Consider the following 14,626-nt stretch of genomic DNA (forward strand, 5'->3'; position numbering starts at 1 on the left):
GCTCTCCTCGTATGCGTCATGGTGCGCGATGGGCGCGGGGAAAACAGGTGTCCCGGTCAGTCTAGGCGGGTCACACGCCCTGGCTGACCGAGCTCATGTTGAAGTCGGGCACCCGCAGCGCCGGCATCGCGGCCCGGGTGAACCAGTCGCTCCACTCACGCGGCAGCGTCTTCTCCGTACGGCCCGCCTCCGAGGCCCGCGACAGCAGGTCCACCGGCGACTCGTTGAACCGGAAGTTGTTCACCGCGCCGGTCACCTCGCCGTTCTCGACGAGATAGACACCGTCCCGGGTCAGCCCGGTCAGCAGCAGCGTCGCCGGGTCGACCTCGCGGATGTACCACAGGCAGGTGAGCAGCAGGCCCCGCTCGGTCGACGCGACCATCTCCTCCAGCGAGCGCTCCCCGCCGCCGTCCAGGATCAGGTTCCCGATCCCGGGAGCCACCGGCAGCCCGGTCAGGCCGGCGCTGTGCCGGGTCGTGGTCAGACGCTCCAGCTTGCCGCCCTGGACCCACTCGGTCGGCGCCAGCGGCAGACCGTTGTCGAAGACGGACGAGTCGTCGCCCGACGCGTGAGCCACCACGAACGGCGCGCACTCCAGGCCCGGCTCGTGCGGGTCGCTGCGCAGGGTCAGCGGCAGCGGGGAGAGCGTCTCGCCGATCCGGGTGCCGCCGCCGGGCTTGGAGAAGACCGTACGGCCCTCCACCGCGTCCCGGCCCGCCGAGGACCACAGCTGGTAGATCAGCAGGTCCGCCACGGCGGTCGGCGGCAGCAGCGTCTCGTAGCGGCCCGCGGGCAGCTCGACGCGGCGGCCCGCCCAGCCGAGCCGGGTCGCCAGCTCCGCGTCGAGCGCGGCCGGGTCCACGTCCTTGAAGTCACGCGTCGCGCGCCCCGCCCAGGCCGACAGGGACCGGTCGGGGGACTTGGCGTTCAGCTCCAGCGTTCCGTTGGGCTGGTCATGGCGCAGCCGCAGCCCCGCCGACGTACCCACGTACGTCGAGGTCAGCTCGTGGTTCGCGAAGCCGTACAGCTCACGGCCGCCGGCCCGGGCCCGGGCGAAGGCCTCGCCGAGCGCCGGGGCGAAGTCCGTGAAGACGGCGGAGGAGGTCTCGGCCGGCGCGTCCGTGAAGTCGTCCGCCGCCGGGACGCCCGACACCAGCGGCTGTGCGTCCTCGGCGGGACCGGCGGCGCGGGCGGCCGCCTCGGCGGCGCGCACCAGCGTCTCCAGGTCGTCGGCGGTGACGGCCGAGCGCGAGACGACACCGGAGGCGGTGCCCTGGGCGCCGTCGACGGTGGCGACGACGGTGAGCGTACGGCCGCGGGTGACGCCGTTCGTGGTGAGCGCATTGCCCGCCCAGCGCAGGTTGGCGCTGGAGTGCTCGTCCGCGATGACGACACAGCCGTCGGCGGTGGACAGCTCCAGGGCGCGCTCGACGATCTCGTGCGGCTTGGTGGTACGAGAGGTCATCGACCCGCCTCCTGCGTGGTGTTCAAGATGTTGACGCCCCGGAACAGGGCCGACGGGCAGCCGTGCGAGACCGCCGCGACCTGGCCCGGCTGGGCCTTGCCGCAGTTGAAGGCGCCGCCCAGGACGTACGTCTGGGGGCCGCCGACCTTCTCCATCGAGCCCCAGAAGTCCGTCGTCGTCGCCTGGTAGGCGACGTCCCGCAGCTGCCCGGCGAGCTTTCCGTTCTCGATCCGGAAGAACCGCTGACCGGTGAACTGGAAGTTGTAGCGCTGCATGTCGATCGACCACGACCGGTCGCCGACGACGTAGATGCCGCGCTCCACACCGCCGATCAGGTCCTCCGTGGAGAGCCCGCCCGGGTCCGGCTGGAGCGAGACGTTCGCCATCCGCTGCACCGGCACGTGCCCGGGGGAGTCCGCGAACGCGCAGCCGTTGGACCGGCCGAGACCCGTCAGCCGGGCGATCCGCCGGTCCAGCTGGTAGCCGACCAGCGTGCCGTCCTTGACCAGGTCCCAGCTCTGGGCCTGGACGCCCTCGTCGTCGTAGCCGATGGTGGCAAGGCCGTGCTCGGCGGTCCGGTCACCGGTCACGTTCATGATCGGCGAGCCGTACGTGAGCTTCCCGAGCTGGTCGAAGGTGGCGAACGACGTTCCCGCGTACGCCGCCTCGTACCCCAGCGCCCGGTCGAGCTCGGTGGCGTGCCCGATCGACTCGTGGATCGTCAGCCACAGGTTCGACGGGTCGACCACCAGGTCGTACGTCCCCGCCTGCACGCTCGGCGCGCGCATCTTCTCCGCGAGCAGCCCGGGGATCTGCTCCAGCTCGGTGTCCCAGTCCCAGCCCGTACCGGTCAGGTACTCCCAACCCCGGCCGACCGGCGGCGCGATCGTGCGCATCGAGTCGAACTCGCCGGTCGTCGCGTCCACGGCGACCGCGGTCAGCTGCGGATGGAGCCGGACCCGCTGCTGGGTGGTGACGGTGCCCGCCGTGTCGGCGTAGAACTTGTTCTCGTGGACCGTGAGCAGCGAGGCGTCCACGTGCGCCACTCCGTCGGCGCGCAGCAGCCGCTCGCTCCAGTCGGCGAGCAGGGCGCTCTTGTCCGCGTCGGGGACGTCGAACGGATCGATCTCGTACGAGGAGATCCAGGTCTTCTCGGCGTGCACCGGCTCGTCCGCCAGCTCCACCCTCTCGTCGGACCCGGCGGCCGCGATGACCTGGGCGGAGAGTTTGGCCATCGCCACCGCCTGCCCGGCGACCCGCGCGGCCGCGTCCATGGTCAGGTCGACCCCGGACGCGAACCCCCAGGCGCCGCCGTGCACCACCCGCACCGCGTAGCCGAGGTCCGTGGTGTCGGAGGAGCCCGAGGGCTTGGCGTCGCGCAGCCGCCAGGACGCGCTGCGCACGCGCTCCAGGCGGAAGTCCGCGTGCTCGGCGCCGAGCGCGCGCGCCCGCGCGAGCGCCGCGTCGGCGAGCGCCCGCAGCGGCAGCGCCGTGAAGGCTTCGTCGATGGAATGAGGCACGAATGTCTCCTGTCGTGTGAGACCGGTCGCCCTGATCATGTCTCGGCCAGGGCTCCGATAACCAGCTCTTTCCGTTGCCGTACCGCGCTCTTTCTGTAGGGATCCGACAGCGAGTCCCTGACGCCACTGTCAGGGACCGATTCTCCGGATGGCGGACGGGACCGATAGGTTTTCGACGTACCAGACCGTTCATGGAAAGGGTGATCCGTTGAGCCGCTCGGTTCTCGTCACCGGAGGAAACCGGGGCATCGGCCTCGCCATCGCCCGCGCGTTCGCCGAGGCAGGCGACAAGGTCGCGATCACATACCGCTCCGGAGAGCCGCCGGCCGGCTTCCTGGCCGTCAAGTGCGACATCACGGACACCGAGCAGGTGGAGCAGGCCTACAAGGAGATCGAGGAGAAGCACGGTCCGGTGGAGGTGCTGGTGGCCAACGCCGGCGTCACCAAGGACCAGCTGCTGATGCGGATGTCCGAGGAGGACTTCTCCGCCGTACTCGACACCAACCTCACCGGCACCTTCCGGGTCGTCAAGCGCGCCAACCGCGGCATGCTGCGGGCCAAGAAGGGCCGTGTCGTCCTGATCTCGTCGGTCGTGGGGCTGCTCGGCTCCGCGGGCCAGGCGAACTACGCCGCCTCCAAGGCGGGCCTGGTCGGTTTCGCCCGCTCCCTCGCCCGTGAGCTGGGATCGCGCAACATCACGTTCAATGTCGTCGCGCCCGGTTTTGTCGACACCGACATGACCAAGGCGCTGACCGAGGAGCAGCGCACCAGCATCGTGTCGCAGGTGCCGCTCGGCCGCTACGCGCAGCCCGAGGAGATCGCCGCCACGGTGAAGTTCCTCGCCTCCGACGACGCTTCGTACATCACTGGAGCCGTCATCCCGGTTGACGGCGGATTGGGCATGGGGCACTGAGACCTATGACGAACACTGGCGGAATCCTCGAAGGCAAGCGCATCCTCATCACCGGTGTGCTGATGGAGTCCTCCATCGCCTTCCACGCCGCGAAGCTGGCCCAGGAGCAGGGCGCGGAGATCATCCTCACCGCCTGGCCCCGGCCGACGCTGACCGAGCGCATCGCCAAGAAGCTCCCCCACCCCGAGAACGTCAAGGTCCTGGAGCTCGACGTCTCCAACGACGAGCACCTCGCGCGCCTTGAGGGCCAGGTCCGCGAGCACCTGGGCGACCGCCTCGACGGCATCGTCCACTCCATCGGCTTCGCGCCGCAGGACGCGCTCGGCGGCAACTTCCTCAACACGCCGTTCGAGTCGGTGGCCACCGCCATGCACGTCTCGGCCTTCTCGCTGAAGTCCCTGACGATGGCGCTGCTGCCGCTGATGACGGAGGGCGGTTCCGTCGTCGGCCTCACCTTCGACGCGAAGTTCGCCTGGCCGCAGTACGACTGGATGGGCCCGGCCAAGGCCGCCCTTGAGGCGACCAACCGCTACATGGCGCGCGACCTGGGCAAGCAGAACATCCGCTGCAACCTGATCTCGGCGGGCCCGCTCGGTTCCATGGCCGCGAAGTCCATCCCCGGCTTCGGCGAGCTGGCCTCCGTGTGGGACTCCCGCTCCCCGCTGGAGTGGGAGCTGAGCGACCCCGAGCCGGCGGGCCGTGGCATTGTCGCGCTGCTGTCCGACTGGTTCCCGAAGACCACGGGCGAGATCGTCCACGTCGACGGCGGTCTGCACGCCATCGGCGCCTGACCTCTCCGCAAGTCGTGCAAGGGCCGTGCGGCCGTCCGGGGGACGGCCGCACGGCCCTTGTGCGCTCCGGGCTCCGGCCGTTCGAGTCGAAAAGTCCGGAAGGTCCCCGCAGACTGGTCGAAGCGTGTGATGTTCCTGGCCACTGAAGGGGAGGAGGTACGGGCGTGCACGCGATGCCCCGCAGGGCGGCCGTCCTCGCCTCGGCCCTCGCCCTTCTCACCGGTTTCACCGGCGCCGCGGAGGTGAGCGCGGCGGCCCCTGCCACCGCGCCGGCGACGGCCTCCGAAGCTCCCTCCCCGGACGAGTACGCCGCCTCCTGCATCACCACGATCGAGGGCTCTCGGGTCACGGCCAGTTGCCACAACCCCTTCCCCCGCACCGACCGCGTCCGCCTGCATGTGGAGTGCGAGCGCTGGTGGGACATCGACACCGACAGTGCGCCTGTCGACGTCCTCCCGGCCGATCACGTCCAGCTGACCCAGCGCTGCTGGAAAGAGGTCCGCGCGGCCTGGGTCACGCACCTTCCGCAGCCGGGCTCCTGAGGCACATGAACGGATAGCCGGCCGCCTCGGATGCCGCCGCGTCCGCGTCCCCGGTCCGGATCGCCTCCACCAGCCGCCCGTGGTCCATGTGGTTCTCCGGCCGCAGTTCCTGGCCGACGTCGTCGCGCAGCCAGTCGCGCAGCACATCCCCGAGGTCGGCGTAGAGCCCGGCCAGCACCTCGTTGTGCGAGGCGGCCACCACGGCCAGGTGGAAGCTGGCGTCGGCCGTCACGAAGTGCTCGGCGTCGCCCGTCTCCCAGGCCTCCTCGCGTCGGGCCAGCAGGGTGTCCAGCTGCTTGAGGTCCCGCTCGGTGCGGCGCCGGGCGGCCAGCCGGGCGGCCGACGACTCCAGGGTGGAGCGCAGCTCGGCGATGTGCCGGGGGTTGGACCCGGCGAACCGGCGGTGCATCACCCCCGCCAGCTCGCTGGTGGCCAGGACGTACGTGCCCGAGCCCTGCCGGATGTCCAGCAGACCGTTGTGCGCCAGGGCCCGCACGGCCTCACGGACGGTGTTGCGGGCCACCCCCAGCTGTTCGACGAGCTCGGGCTCGGTGGGGATCCGGGAGCCGACCGGCCACTCGCCCGAAGTGATCTGGTTACGCAGCTCGGCGATCACCTGATCGCTGAGTGCGGAACGCCGGGGAGAGGTGAGCGCCATGGTGCTCCTTCAAGCTTGAACAGGGCATGAACGGGACGGTTCAGGATTGGACAACCAATCATCCCATGATTCTATGATGGCTCCATGCCCGACGAGACCAGGACCCTGAGCCACGCCCACAAGGCGACGCCCATGGCGAGCAACGCCCCCGCCACCAACGACTCTCCCGCGGCCGGTCCGGCCGTATGGATCACGCGTCTCGTCGTCGTCGGACTCGTCCTCGCGGCCCTCAACCTGCGCCCGGCCATCACCAGCCTCGGCGCCCTCCTCGAAGAGGTCCGCGACGGGCTGCACATGAGCGGCACCGTCGCCGGTGTCCTCACCTCCGTACCCCCGCTCTGTTTCGCCGTCTTCGGCATCATGGCCCCCCGCCTCGCCCGCCGCTTCGGCCCCACCGCGATCGTCTGCGCCGGCATGGCGGCCGTCTTCGCGGGCCTCGCGATCCGCCCGTTCGCCACCGGCACGGCCGGCTTCCTCGCCGCCAGCGCGCTCGCCCTCATGGGCATCGCCGTCAGCAACGTCCTGATGCCGGTCATCGTCAAGCGGTACTTCCCCGACCGCGTCGGCTCCATGACCGGGCTCTACTCCATGGCCCTGGCCCTCGGCACCTCCGTCGCGGCCGCCGCCACCGTCCCCATGACCGAGTCCCTCGGCGGCTCCTGGCGCACCGGCCTCGGCGTCTGGGCCCTCCTCGCCGCCGTCGCCGTCCTGCCCTGGATCCCGCTGATCCGCGACCGCTCGGCCGCCGCGTCCTCCGCCGCCGGCCCCGCCCGGCCCGAGTCCGGCGCCCCGGCCCAGGACGCCCGCCCGCCGCGGATCACCCGCAGCCGCACCGCCTGGGCGCTCGGCTGCTTCTTCGGCCTCCAGGCCACCGGCGCGTACATCACCATGGGCTGGATGCCGCAGATCTTCCGCGACGCCGGGGTCTCCGCCTCCACCGCCGGAGTGCTGCTCGCCGTGACGATGGTGATGGGCGTCCCGCTCTCCTTCGTCATCCCCCGGCTCGCCACCCGGATGAAGAACCAGGGCCCGATCGCCGTCGCCCTGGGACTGTGCGGACTGGCCGGATACACCGGCCTGTACCTCGCCCCCGCAGGCGGCGCCTGGGCCTGGGCCCTGCTCATCGGCGTCTCCAACTGCGCCTTCCCGCTCGCCCTCACCATGATCGGCATGCGCTCGCGCACCGGCGCCGGAGTGGTCCGGCTCTCCGCCTTCGCCCAGAGCGTCGGCTACCTCATCTCCATCCCTGGCCCCCTCCTCGTCGGCATCCTCTACCAGCACAGCGGCGGCTGGGGCCTGCCGCTCGCGCTGATGGCGGGCCTGATGCTGCCGCAGATGGTGGTCGGCACCCTCGCCGGACGGGACCGGACGATCGAGGACGAATGCTGAGGTGCGAGACTGGCTCCATGCCTGTGCTCGACCCGAACCCCCAGAACGGCCAGAAGAAGCTCCTCCTCGTGCTCGGCGCGATGCTGGGCATCACCGTCCTCATCGCGATCATCGCCACGATCGCCTCACCCTGACCCCTGCGGCGGCCCGCCGTGCCGCCGATGTCCCGACTGCCCCGGTACGGGGTGGGGCCTGCCCCCCATCCCCTAGGGGGCGGGTGTCAGGGTGAAGTGGGTGGGTCACCGGATGGGACCGGGGACCCAAGATCCGTACGTTGGAGTCATCGCACCCCAGCGGCTCACGGACACCCACGGAGGCGGCCATGTCGGCCCGTACGCACACCCGGCCCCGGCCCCTTCCCCGTGCCACCACCGGCGGAGCCGTCACCCGCCTGCCATGGTGGGCCTTCGCCCTCCCGATAGCCGCCTTCGCCGTCCTGCTCCTGCTGATGGCCGGCTCCGGCGAGGCGCACGCCGCGGGCGCCGACCCGGTCCTCGGCCGCTTCCTCGACCACCTCCAGCTGACCCTCTCCCGCTGAGCCCGATGACCCTTTCCCGCTGACCCCCGGGCCCGGCGCGCCCCTCGCGCTCACACCCGCGCCCACGCGCTCACCCGTGCAGGGGAGCGCCTCAACACCCTGCGCCCGCCGGGCTGTTTCATGCGAAGCTGGGGTGCATGAGCGCCGATACACCCCGCAGGATCGTGCTCCTCCGGCATGCGAAGGCTGAGTGGAGCCAGGAGTCCGACCATGAGCGACCGCTCGCCGACCGCGGCCGCCATGACGCCCCCGCAGTCGGCCGGCGGCTCGCCTCCGCCGGTTTCACCTTCGACCTGGCCCTCTGTTCGACCGCGGTCCGCACCCGCGAGACATGGAAGCTGGCCGTTCAGGAACTCCCGGAGCGGCCCAGGACGGTCTACGAGGAGCGGATGTACGAGGCCTCGCCCGGCGAGCTGATCGCCCTGCTGAACGAGATCCCGGACGACGTACATGACGTCGTTCTGATCGGCCACAACCCCGGGATGCACGCGCTCGCCGATGTCCTCGCCGCGGACGCCGAGGGTGACCACCTGGCCCGGATGAACCGCAGCGGCTTCCCGACCTCCGCCTACGCCACCCTCACCTTCAACGGCTCGTGGAAGAGCGTCGAGCCCGGCGCCGGCACGCTGGTCGACTTCTGGGCACCGCACGCCTGATCCCACGCCCGGCCCGCCCGGCCCCGTACACGACCAGGGCCCGGACACCCCACCGGTGTCCGGGCCTCACTGTCCTGCGCGCCCCGCCGGCCGGCAGCCGCCCTGCTCAGGCCTGGACGGTGTCGTCGGCCGCCTCGACCTCTTCGCGGGTGATGCCCAGCAGATAGAGGACGGTGTCCAGGAACGGCACATTGACGGCCGTGTCCGCCGCCCGTCGCACCACCGGCTTGGCGTTGAAGGCGACCCCCAGACCGGCCGCGTTCAGCATGTCCAGGTCGTTGGCGCCGTCGCCGATCGCCACCGTCTGCGACAGCGGCACCCCGGCCTCGGCGGCGAAGCGGCGCAGCAGCCTGGCCTTGCCGGCCCGGTCCACGATCTCCCCGGTCACCCGGCCGGTCAGCTTGCCGTCCACGATCTCCAGGGTGTTGGCGGAGGCGAAGTCAAGGCCGAGGCGCTCCTGCAGATCATCGGTGACCTGGGTGAATCCGCCCGAGACGACACCGACTTGGTAGCCGAGCCGCTTGAGCGTACGGATCAGGGTGCGCGCGCCGGGCGTGAGCCGTACGTCGGTGCGGACCTTGTCCACCACCGACGCGTCGAGCCCTTCGAGCAGCGCCACGCGCGCGTGCAGGGACTGCTCGAAGTCCAGCTCCCCGCGCATCGCCGCGGCCGTCACCTCGGCCACCTTGTCCTCGCAGCCGGCGTGCGCCGCGAACAGCTCGATGACCTCGTCCTGGATCAGCGTCGAGTCCACGTCCATCACCACCAGCCGCTGCGCCCGCCGGTGCAGCCCCGCCGACACCACGGCCACATCGACCCCGATCTCGGCGGCCTCGGTGACCAGCGCGGTGCGCAGCGGCCCGGTCTCCGCGCCGGACACCGCGAACTCGACGGCGGTCACGGGGTACTTCGCGAGCCGGAAGATACGGTCGATGTTGCCGCCGGCCGTGGTGATGGTGGCCGCTATGGCCGCCGTGGACTCCGCGGTAAGCGGGTGGCCCAGCACGGTGACGTGGGAGCGGCCGCTGCCACGCGGACGGTTGTCGCCGGTGCCGGAGATGATCTCGGCCTGCAGCTTCATCGACTCGGCCCAGCTGTGCACGGTGGCCCGCAGCTCGCCCGCGGAGCTCACGGTCGGCTCGGTGACGAGGGCGCACAGGACGATGCGGCCGCGGGTGACGACCTGCTCGATGTCGACCACGTCGACCGAGTAGGCGGCGAGGGTGTCGAAGAGACCGGCGGTGATCCCGGGACGGTCCTTCCCGAAGATCTTGACGAGAAGCGTGGGAACGTCTGAGGTCTGCGATGCGCTCATGGTGTTCCCACCGTATCGGGCACTGCGTGCCACCAGACCCCCCGTCCCGCGTACCGGACACCTGTACGGCGCCCAGCCCCGCCGACGGCGACCCGAGAGCCCCCGCCGCCGGGCCCCTCACCGGAATCCGCGCGGCGTCCCCGGCGGCGGCGGGCCCGTGGGCGGTTCCTCGTCCGGGGGCGCGGGCCGTCGCCGGGCATCGCCGCCCACCGGTCCCGGGGGCCGTGGAGGACGCAAGGGCCGCAGGGGTCCGGCCACCGTCTCGGCCGCGTGCAGCCCGCCCGCCGGGCCCGGGCCGGCCGGCGGGTCCAGATACGGGTTGTGCTCGCCCGCGGGCCGGTACGGCTCCGAGAGGCGGTACGGCCCCGGCGCCACCAGCTCGCCCACGGGCCGAGGAACCGGCGGCAGCACCGCCCGGGTCCCGGCCCTCCCCGCCGCGTACGCGAGGAGCGCCCCGGCGGCGCCCGCGCCGGCTCCCCACACCACCCCGAGCAGCAGCGCCACCCCCAGGTCACCGCGCAGCTCGATCCCCGCCTCGAACGCGTCGACACCGAGCACCGACAGCGACGCCCCCACCGACAGCCCCGACACCGCCACGAGCAGCGGCAGCGCCACCGCCGTCACACCACCGAGCCGGGCGGCGCACCGCCCGGCGAACGCCGCCGGGCCGAGCCCGGCGCGGGGGGTGCGGACCGCCGCGAGCACCCCCGCGCAGAGCATCATCAGCGCGACCGCCACCGGAAGCAGCCACACGCCACGGTCCAGCTCGGCGAGCCGGGCGAGGGTGACAGGTTCGTCGGCGGAGACCCGGAGCAGCTCGTCCACCGGGTCGGGCAGGACGGCGGCCAGTTCGCCCGAGGCCCGCCCCCGCCAGGGCACGAAGAGCCCGAGCGGCACCCCGAGCCCCACTCCGTTCGGGGCGCCGAGCAGCGCCACCCCGGCGATCCGGCCCGGGGAGGCGTCGGTGGCGGCCGCGTAGCCCGCGGCGGCGTACCCGGCGGCCACCGCCACCAGCACCACGGTCGCCAGCGCGGACACGGCGGGCCGGACGATCCGGTGCACCGCGTCCCAGGCCTGCCCGGGTGGCAGCGGCGCCCGGCGTGCCGCGAGCAGCACGAGGGTCACCACCACGAGCACCCAGACCAGCGCCCCCACCAGCGACGGGCCGGCCTCCACCGCGAACCCCACCGACGCCTTCGCGTCCACCAGATCCCCGAGCCGGTCCGGCAGCAGGCCACCGACGTCACCCAGCCCCGGCACCTCCAGACCGCCCTCCCCGCCGGGCACGTCGAGCCCCAGAGCCGCCCCGTCGAAGGTGACGACATCGTGTCCCGCCCACGCGAGCCCGCTTACGACGGCGAGGAAAAGTGCCACCAACGCGCCGACGCGCGCCGCGAGTTCCGCCCCCGTGACGTACCACCCCGCCCCCTTCAACGAGCGCAGGAAGAAGTACGCCAGGAGCAGTGCCCCCACCACGGCGACCCCGAGTGGCGTGATCTCGACGGCCGTCTCGGCCGCCGCGCCTTCCAGGCCGAAGGCGGACACATCACCCGACGGCGTGACCGAACCGCCCACCGCCAGCACCACCACGGCCGCCGTCATCGGACCGATACCGCCCGCCGTATCGGCCCCGACGAGCCGCAGCGCGAGCGCCGCGACTCCGCCCATCCCCACCAGTGCCCAGCTCACCGCCGCGATCGAGGCCAGGATCACATCGCCCCACGGGATCCGCGCGATCCCGGCGTTCCGCTCCATCAGGACCCCCCGATCCGTACAGAGTTGTCCCATGTTGCGGCGTTCGCTCATGATCCGTACGCACTGATGGGCTCTTACCACTCTCCGGGCGTATTTCTGCCCCGTCAACGGGCCCTTGGCACCGCCCTCCTGACGCTGCACGCACCGGCCTCTGCCGGGTCTTCACACCGCCCGACTTTCGGTTTCCGGACCGGGCCTGAAATAGTTCCCCACGATGTTCGCCATCCCTAGACTCCCTGCGACGGGGGTAACTCGGGGGACAAGTAGTGGGGCATGGAGTGCCAGAACTCGTACTGGAATTGAACGGAAGGACCTGGACTCTCGACACGTCCAGGTCGTACACCCTCGGACGTGATCCGCAGGGCGACCTGGTGATCGAGGACGCCAGGGTTTCGTGGCGACACGCCACCATCAGCTGGGGCGGCCGGAGTTGGGTCATCGAGGACCACGGCTCCACCAACGGCACGTTCGTCCAGGGCCAGCGGATCCACCAGATGGAGATCGGCCCCGGCTCCGCCGTGCACCTCGGCAACGCCACCGACGGGCCGCGGCTCAATCTCGCCGCCGCCCCCGCGGGCGCCTACGCCGCCCCGCAGGGCCAGGCCCAGGCCCATCAGGCCCCGGCCCAGCAGCCGCAGCAGCAGGGCTGGCAGCAGCCGGCCCCGCACCAGGCCGCTCCGCACCAGGCCGCGCAGCCGCACGCCGGCCAGCCCCAGCAGGGCTGGCAGCAGCAGCCGCAGGCCCATGTTCCGCACCAGCAGGGGCCGGCCGGGCAGCCCGCCCCGACCCCGGCCGCCGGCGGTGCCGCGGGGGCCCCGCCGGTCTACGGCGACCGCAGCCCCACGACCTTCCACCAGCTGGCCCTCGGCCGGGTCATGCGCATCGGTCGTGCGCTGGAGAACGAGCTGGTCGTCTCCGACCTCCAGGTCTCGCGCCACCACGCCGAGTTCCACGCGACGCCGGACGGCCGCTTCGAGATCCGCGACCTCGGCTCGCACAACGGCACGTACGTCAACGGTCAGCCGATCGCCAAGGGCGGCTCCGTCCTCATCGGCCCGAACGACATCGTCGGCGTCGGCCACTCCACCTTCCGGATCGTCGGCGGCCAGCTCGAGGAGTTCGTCGACACCGGCGAGGTCTCCTTCTCGGCCCGCCACCTCACCGTCACCGTCGACGGCGGCAAGCAGATCCTCAAGGACGTCTCCTTCGGCGTCCCGGAGAAGTCGCTGATCGGTGTCATCGGCCCGTCCGGCTCCGGCAAGTCCACCCTCCTCAAGGCGCTCACCGGCTACCGGCCCGCCGACCAGGGTGACGTCCTCTACGACAACCGAAGCCTCTACAAGCAGTTCGCCGAGCTGCGCCAGCGCATCGGTCTGGTCCCGCAGGACGACATCCTGCACAAGGAGCTGACCGTCCAGAAGGCGCTGCGGTACGCCGCCAAGCTCCGCTTCCCCGGCGACACCGCGCCCGCCGAGCGCGAGGCCCGGATCGACGAGGTGCTGCGCGAGCTCAAGCTCGACATCCACCGCGAGAAGAAGGTCACCTCCCTCTCCGGCGGCCAGCGCAAGCGCGTCTCGGTCGCCCTTGAGCTGCTCACCAAGCCGTCGCTGATCTTCCTGGACGAGCCCACCTCGGGCCTCGACCCGGGCATGGACCGCGACGTCATGCAGCTGCTGCGCGGCCTCGCCGACGACGGCCGTACGGTCCTCGTGGTGACGCACTCGGTGGCCGAGCTGGGCCTGTGCGACAAGCTCCTGGTCATGGCGCCCGGCGGTTCGGTGGCGTACTTCGGTCCCCCGGAGGAGGCGCTCAACTTCTTCGGCTACAGCACCTGGGCCGACGTCTTCTCCGCCTTCGAGAACTACCGCGACTACGACTGGGCGGGCCGCTGGAAGGGCTCGCAGCACTACCAGATGTACGCCGCGGACATCGACGCGGTCGCGGCCCAGCCGGTGCAGATGCCGCAGCAGGCGATGGCCCGCCCGCCCAAGCCGCAGGGCTGGGGCTCCCAGCTGTGGACCCTGATGCGCCGCTACACCTCGGTCATCGCGTCCGACAAGGGCTTCATGGGTCTGATGGTGATCCTGCCGGCCGTGCTCGGACTGGTCTCGGTGGTCATCCCCGCCGACTTCGGCCTGGCGCCGCCCACGCCGCCGTCCCGGTTCAACGGCGACGCGGGCACGATCATGCTGATCCTCGCGGTCGGCATGTGTTTCTCCGGCGCCGCGAACTCCGTACGAGAGCTGATCAAGGAACGGGTCATCTACGAACGGGAGCGGGCCACCGGCCTGTCCCGCTCGGCGTACCTGATGTCCAAGGTGATCGTCCTCGGTGTCATCACGGCCATCCAGGGCGTGATCATCTGCGCGATCGGCTTCGCCACCCGCGAGCTGCCCGCCGAGGGCCTGATCATGCCGCCGGCCGTCGAGCTGTGCGTGGTGGTCATCGCGCTGGGCTTCACCTCGATGATGTTCGGCCTGGTGATCTCCTCGCTGGTGAAGACCGCCGAGAAGACCATGCCGCTGCTGGTCATGTTCGCGATCGTCCAGGTCGTCTTCACCGGCATCCTCTTCCAGGTGTACGGATCCCCGGGCCTGGAGCAGTTCGCCTGGCTGATGCCGTCCCGCTGGGCCATCGCCGGCGCGGGTTCCACCCTGGACCTCGCCCACCTCATGCCGCCGTGGGACCCGAAGGACCCGACCAACCTCGACCCGCTGTGGGAGCACTCGGCCGGACAGTGGGGGATCAACGTGTCGATCCTGCTGCTGATCGGTATCGCGTGCGGCTTCGCGGTGGCGCGTCTGCTGCGCCGCCACGAGCCCGAGGTCATGCGCAAGTGACCCGCTGACGCGTACGACGCCGAAGGGCGGCACCCCCTGCGGGGTGCCGCCCTTCGGCGTTGCTGTGGCCGGCTCAGTAGGCGCTGTTGACGTTGTCCATGGAGCCGTAGCGGTCGGCCGCGTAGTTGCACGCGGCGACGATGTTGGCGACCGGGTCGTACTGGCTCTTCTTGGTGCCGGGGACGTGGTAGGCGTCGAAGGTCGGCTTGATGACCTGGAGCAGACCGATCGAAGGCACGCCGTT

Annotated in this window: 14 protein-coding genes; 8 read left to right on the forward strand and 6 right to left on the reverse strand. The window is 71.6% G+C overall.

Annotation, left to right across the window (positions count from 1 at the left end; translation table 11 throughout):
• Nucleotides 1-70: 70 nt before the first annotated feature.
• Entirely contained in the window at nucleotides 71-1,465 is a 1,395-nt protein-coding gene (locus IEZ01_RS32620; protein ID WP_189205350.1) for a metallopeptidase TldD-related protein, read from the reverse strand.
• On the reverse strand, nucleotides 1,462-2,985 hold the full coding sequence (locus tag IEZ01_RS32625) for a TldD/PmbA family protein (protein WP_019885217.1): 1,524 nt from the start codon (nucleotides 2,983-2,985) through the stop codon (nucleotides 1,462-1,464). The genes IEZ01_RS32620 and IEZ01_RS32625 overlap by 4 nt, the downstream gene beginning before the upstream one ends.
• 208 nt (nucleotides 2,986-3,193) lie before the next feature.
• Between IEZ01_RS32625 and fabG the strand changes: the two genes are divergently transcribed.
• From fabG to IEZ01_RS32640, 3 genes are all read left to right on the forward strand, one after another.
• Nucleotides 3,194-3,898: a 3-oxoacyl-[acyl-carrier-protein] reductase gene (fabG, locus tag IEZ01_RS32630; RefSeq protein WP_019885216.1), complete on the forward strand. Its 705-nt coding sequence runs from the start codon at nucleotides 3,194-3,196 to the stop codon at nucleotides 3,896-3,898.
• 5 nt (nucleotides 3,899-3,903) lie between these two features.
• Nucleotides 3,904-4,689 carry an enoyl-ACP reductase FabI gene (fabI, locus tag IEZ01_RS32635; protein ID WP_019885215.1) on the forward strand — a complete coding sequence of 262 codons (786 nt, stop codon included), beginning with the start codon at nucleotides 3,904-3,906 and terminating at the stop codon, nucleotides 4,687-4,689.
• A gap of 164 nt (nucleotides 4,690-4,853) precedes the next feature.
• On the forward strand, nucleotides 4,854-5,231 hold the full coding sequence (locus tag IEZ01_RS32640) for a hypothetical protein (protein ID WP_189205352.1): 378 nt from the start codon (nucleotides 4,854-4,856) through the stop codon (nucleotides 5,229-5,231).
• Here the strand turns inward: IEZ01_RS32640 and IEZ01_RS32645 are convergent.
• The gene (locus tag IEZ01_RS32645) at nucleotides 5,203-5,889 is read right to left on the reverse strand and encodes a FadR/GntR family transcriptional regulator (RefSeq protein ID WP_189205354.1); all 687 of its coding nucleotides are present in this window, start codon (nucleotides 5,887-5,889) and stop codon (nucleotides 5,203-5,205) included. The genes IEZ01_RS32640 and IEZ01_RS32645 overlap by 29 nt on opposite strands.
• Before the next feature lie 84 nt (nucleotides 5,890-5,973).
• Here IEZ01_RS32645 and IEZ01_RS32650 point away from each other — a divergent pair, with 84 nt between their 5' ends.
• From IEZ01_RS32650 to IEZ01_RS32660, 4 genes are all read left to right on the forward strand, one after another.
• On the forward strand, nucleotides 5,974-7,278 hold the full coding sequence (locus IEZ01_RS32650; protein ID WP_189205356.1) for a CynX/NimT family MFS transporter: 1,305 nt from the start codon (nucleotides 5,974-5,976) through the stop codon (nucleotides 7,276-7,278).
• A gap of 17 nt (nucleotides 7,279-7,295) precedes the next feature.
• On the forward strand, nucleotides 7,296-7,412 hold the full coding sequence (locus IEZ01_RS35785) for an SGM_5486 family transporter-associated protein (protein ID WP_267907330.1): 117 nt from the start codon (nucleotides 7,296-7,298) through the stop codon (nucleotides 7,410-7,412).
• A 188-nt stretch (nucleotides 7,413-7,600) separates the two neighbouring features.
• Nucleotides 7,601-7,816: a hypothetical protein gene (locus tag IEZ01_RS32655; RefSeq protein WP_189205357.1), complete on the forward strand. Its 216-nt coding sequence runs from the start codon at nucleotides 7,601-7,603 to the stop codon at nucleotides 7,814-7,816.
• Nucleotides 7,817-7,953: 137 nt separating this feature from the next.
• On the forward strand, nucleotides 7,954-8,472 hold the full coding sequence (locus IEZ01_RS32660) for a SixA phosphatase family protein (protein WP_189205359.1): 519 nt from the start codon (nucleotides 7,954-7,956) through the stop codon (nucleotides 8,470-8,472).
• Between the two features lie 106 nt (nucleotides 8,473-8,578).
• Here the strand turns inward: IEZ01_RS32660 and serB are convergent, their stop codons facing one another.
• Complete coding sequence (gene serB, locus IEZ01_RS32665) at nucleotides 8,579-9,787, reverse strand: phosphoserine phosphatase SerB (protein WP_019885208.1); 1,209 nt, start codon at nucleotides 9,785-9,787, stop codon at nucleotides 8,579-8,581.
• 117 nt (nucleotides 9,788-9,904) lie between these two features.
• Nucleotides 9,905-11,542 carry a streptophobe family protein gene (locus IEZ01_RS32670; protein WP_189205361.1) on the reverse strand — a complete coding sequence of 546 codons (1,638 nt, stop codon included), beginning with the start codon at nucleotides 11,540-11,542 and terminating at the stop codon, nucleotides 9,905-9,907.
• 266 nt (nucleotides 11,543-11,808) lie between these two features.
• Between IEZ01_RS32670 and IEZ01_RS32675 the strand changes: the two genes are divergently transcribed.
• Entirely contained in the window at nucleotides 11,809-14,382 is a 2,574-nt protein-coding gene (locus IEZ01_RS32675) for an ABC transporter ATP-binding protein/permease (protein ID WP_189205363.1), read from the forward strand.
• Between the two features lie 73 nt (nucleotides 14,383-14,455).
• Here the strand turns inward: IEZ01_RS32675 and IEZ01_RS32680 are convergent.
• Nucleotides 14,456-14,626: transglycosylase SLT domain-containing protein (locus tag IEZ01_RS32680; protein ID WP_189205372.1), on the reverse strand; the 171-nt coding region annotated here is incomplete at its 5' end.

It is taken from the genome of Streptomyces purpureus, from assembly GCF_014648195.1.
Lineage (GTDB): Bacteria > Actinomycetota > Actinomycetes > Streptomycetales > Streptomycetaceae > Streptomyces > Streptomyces purpureus.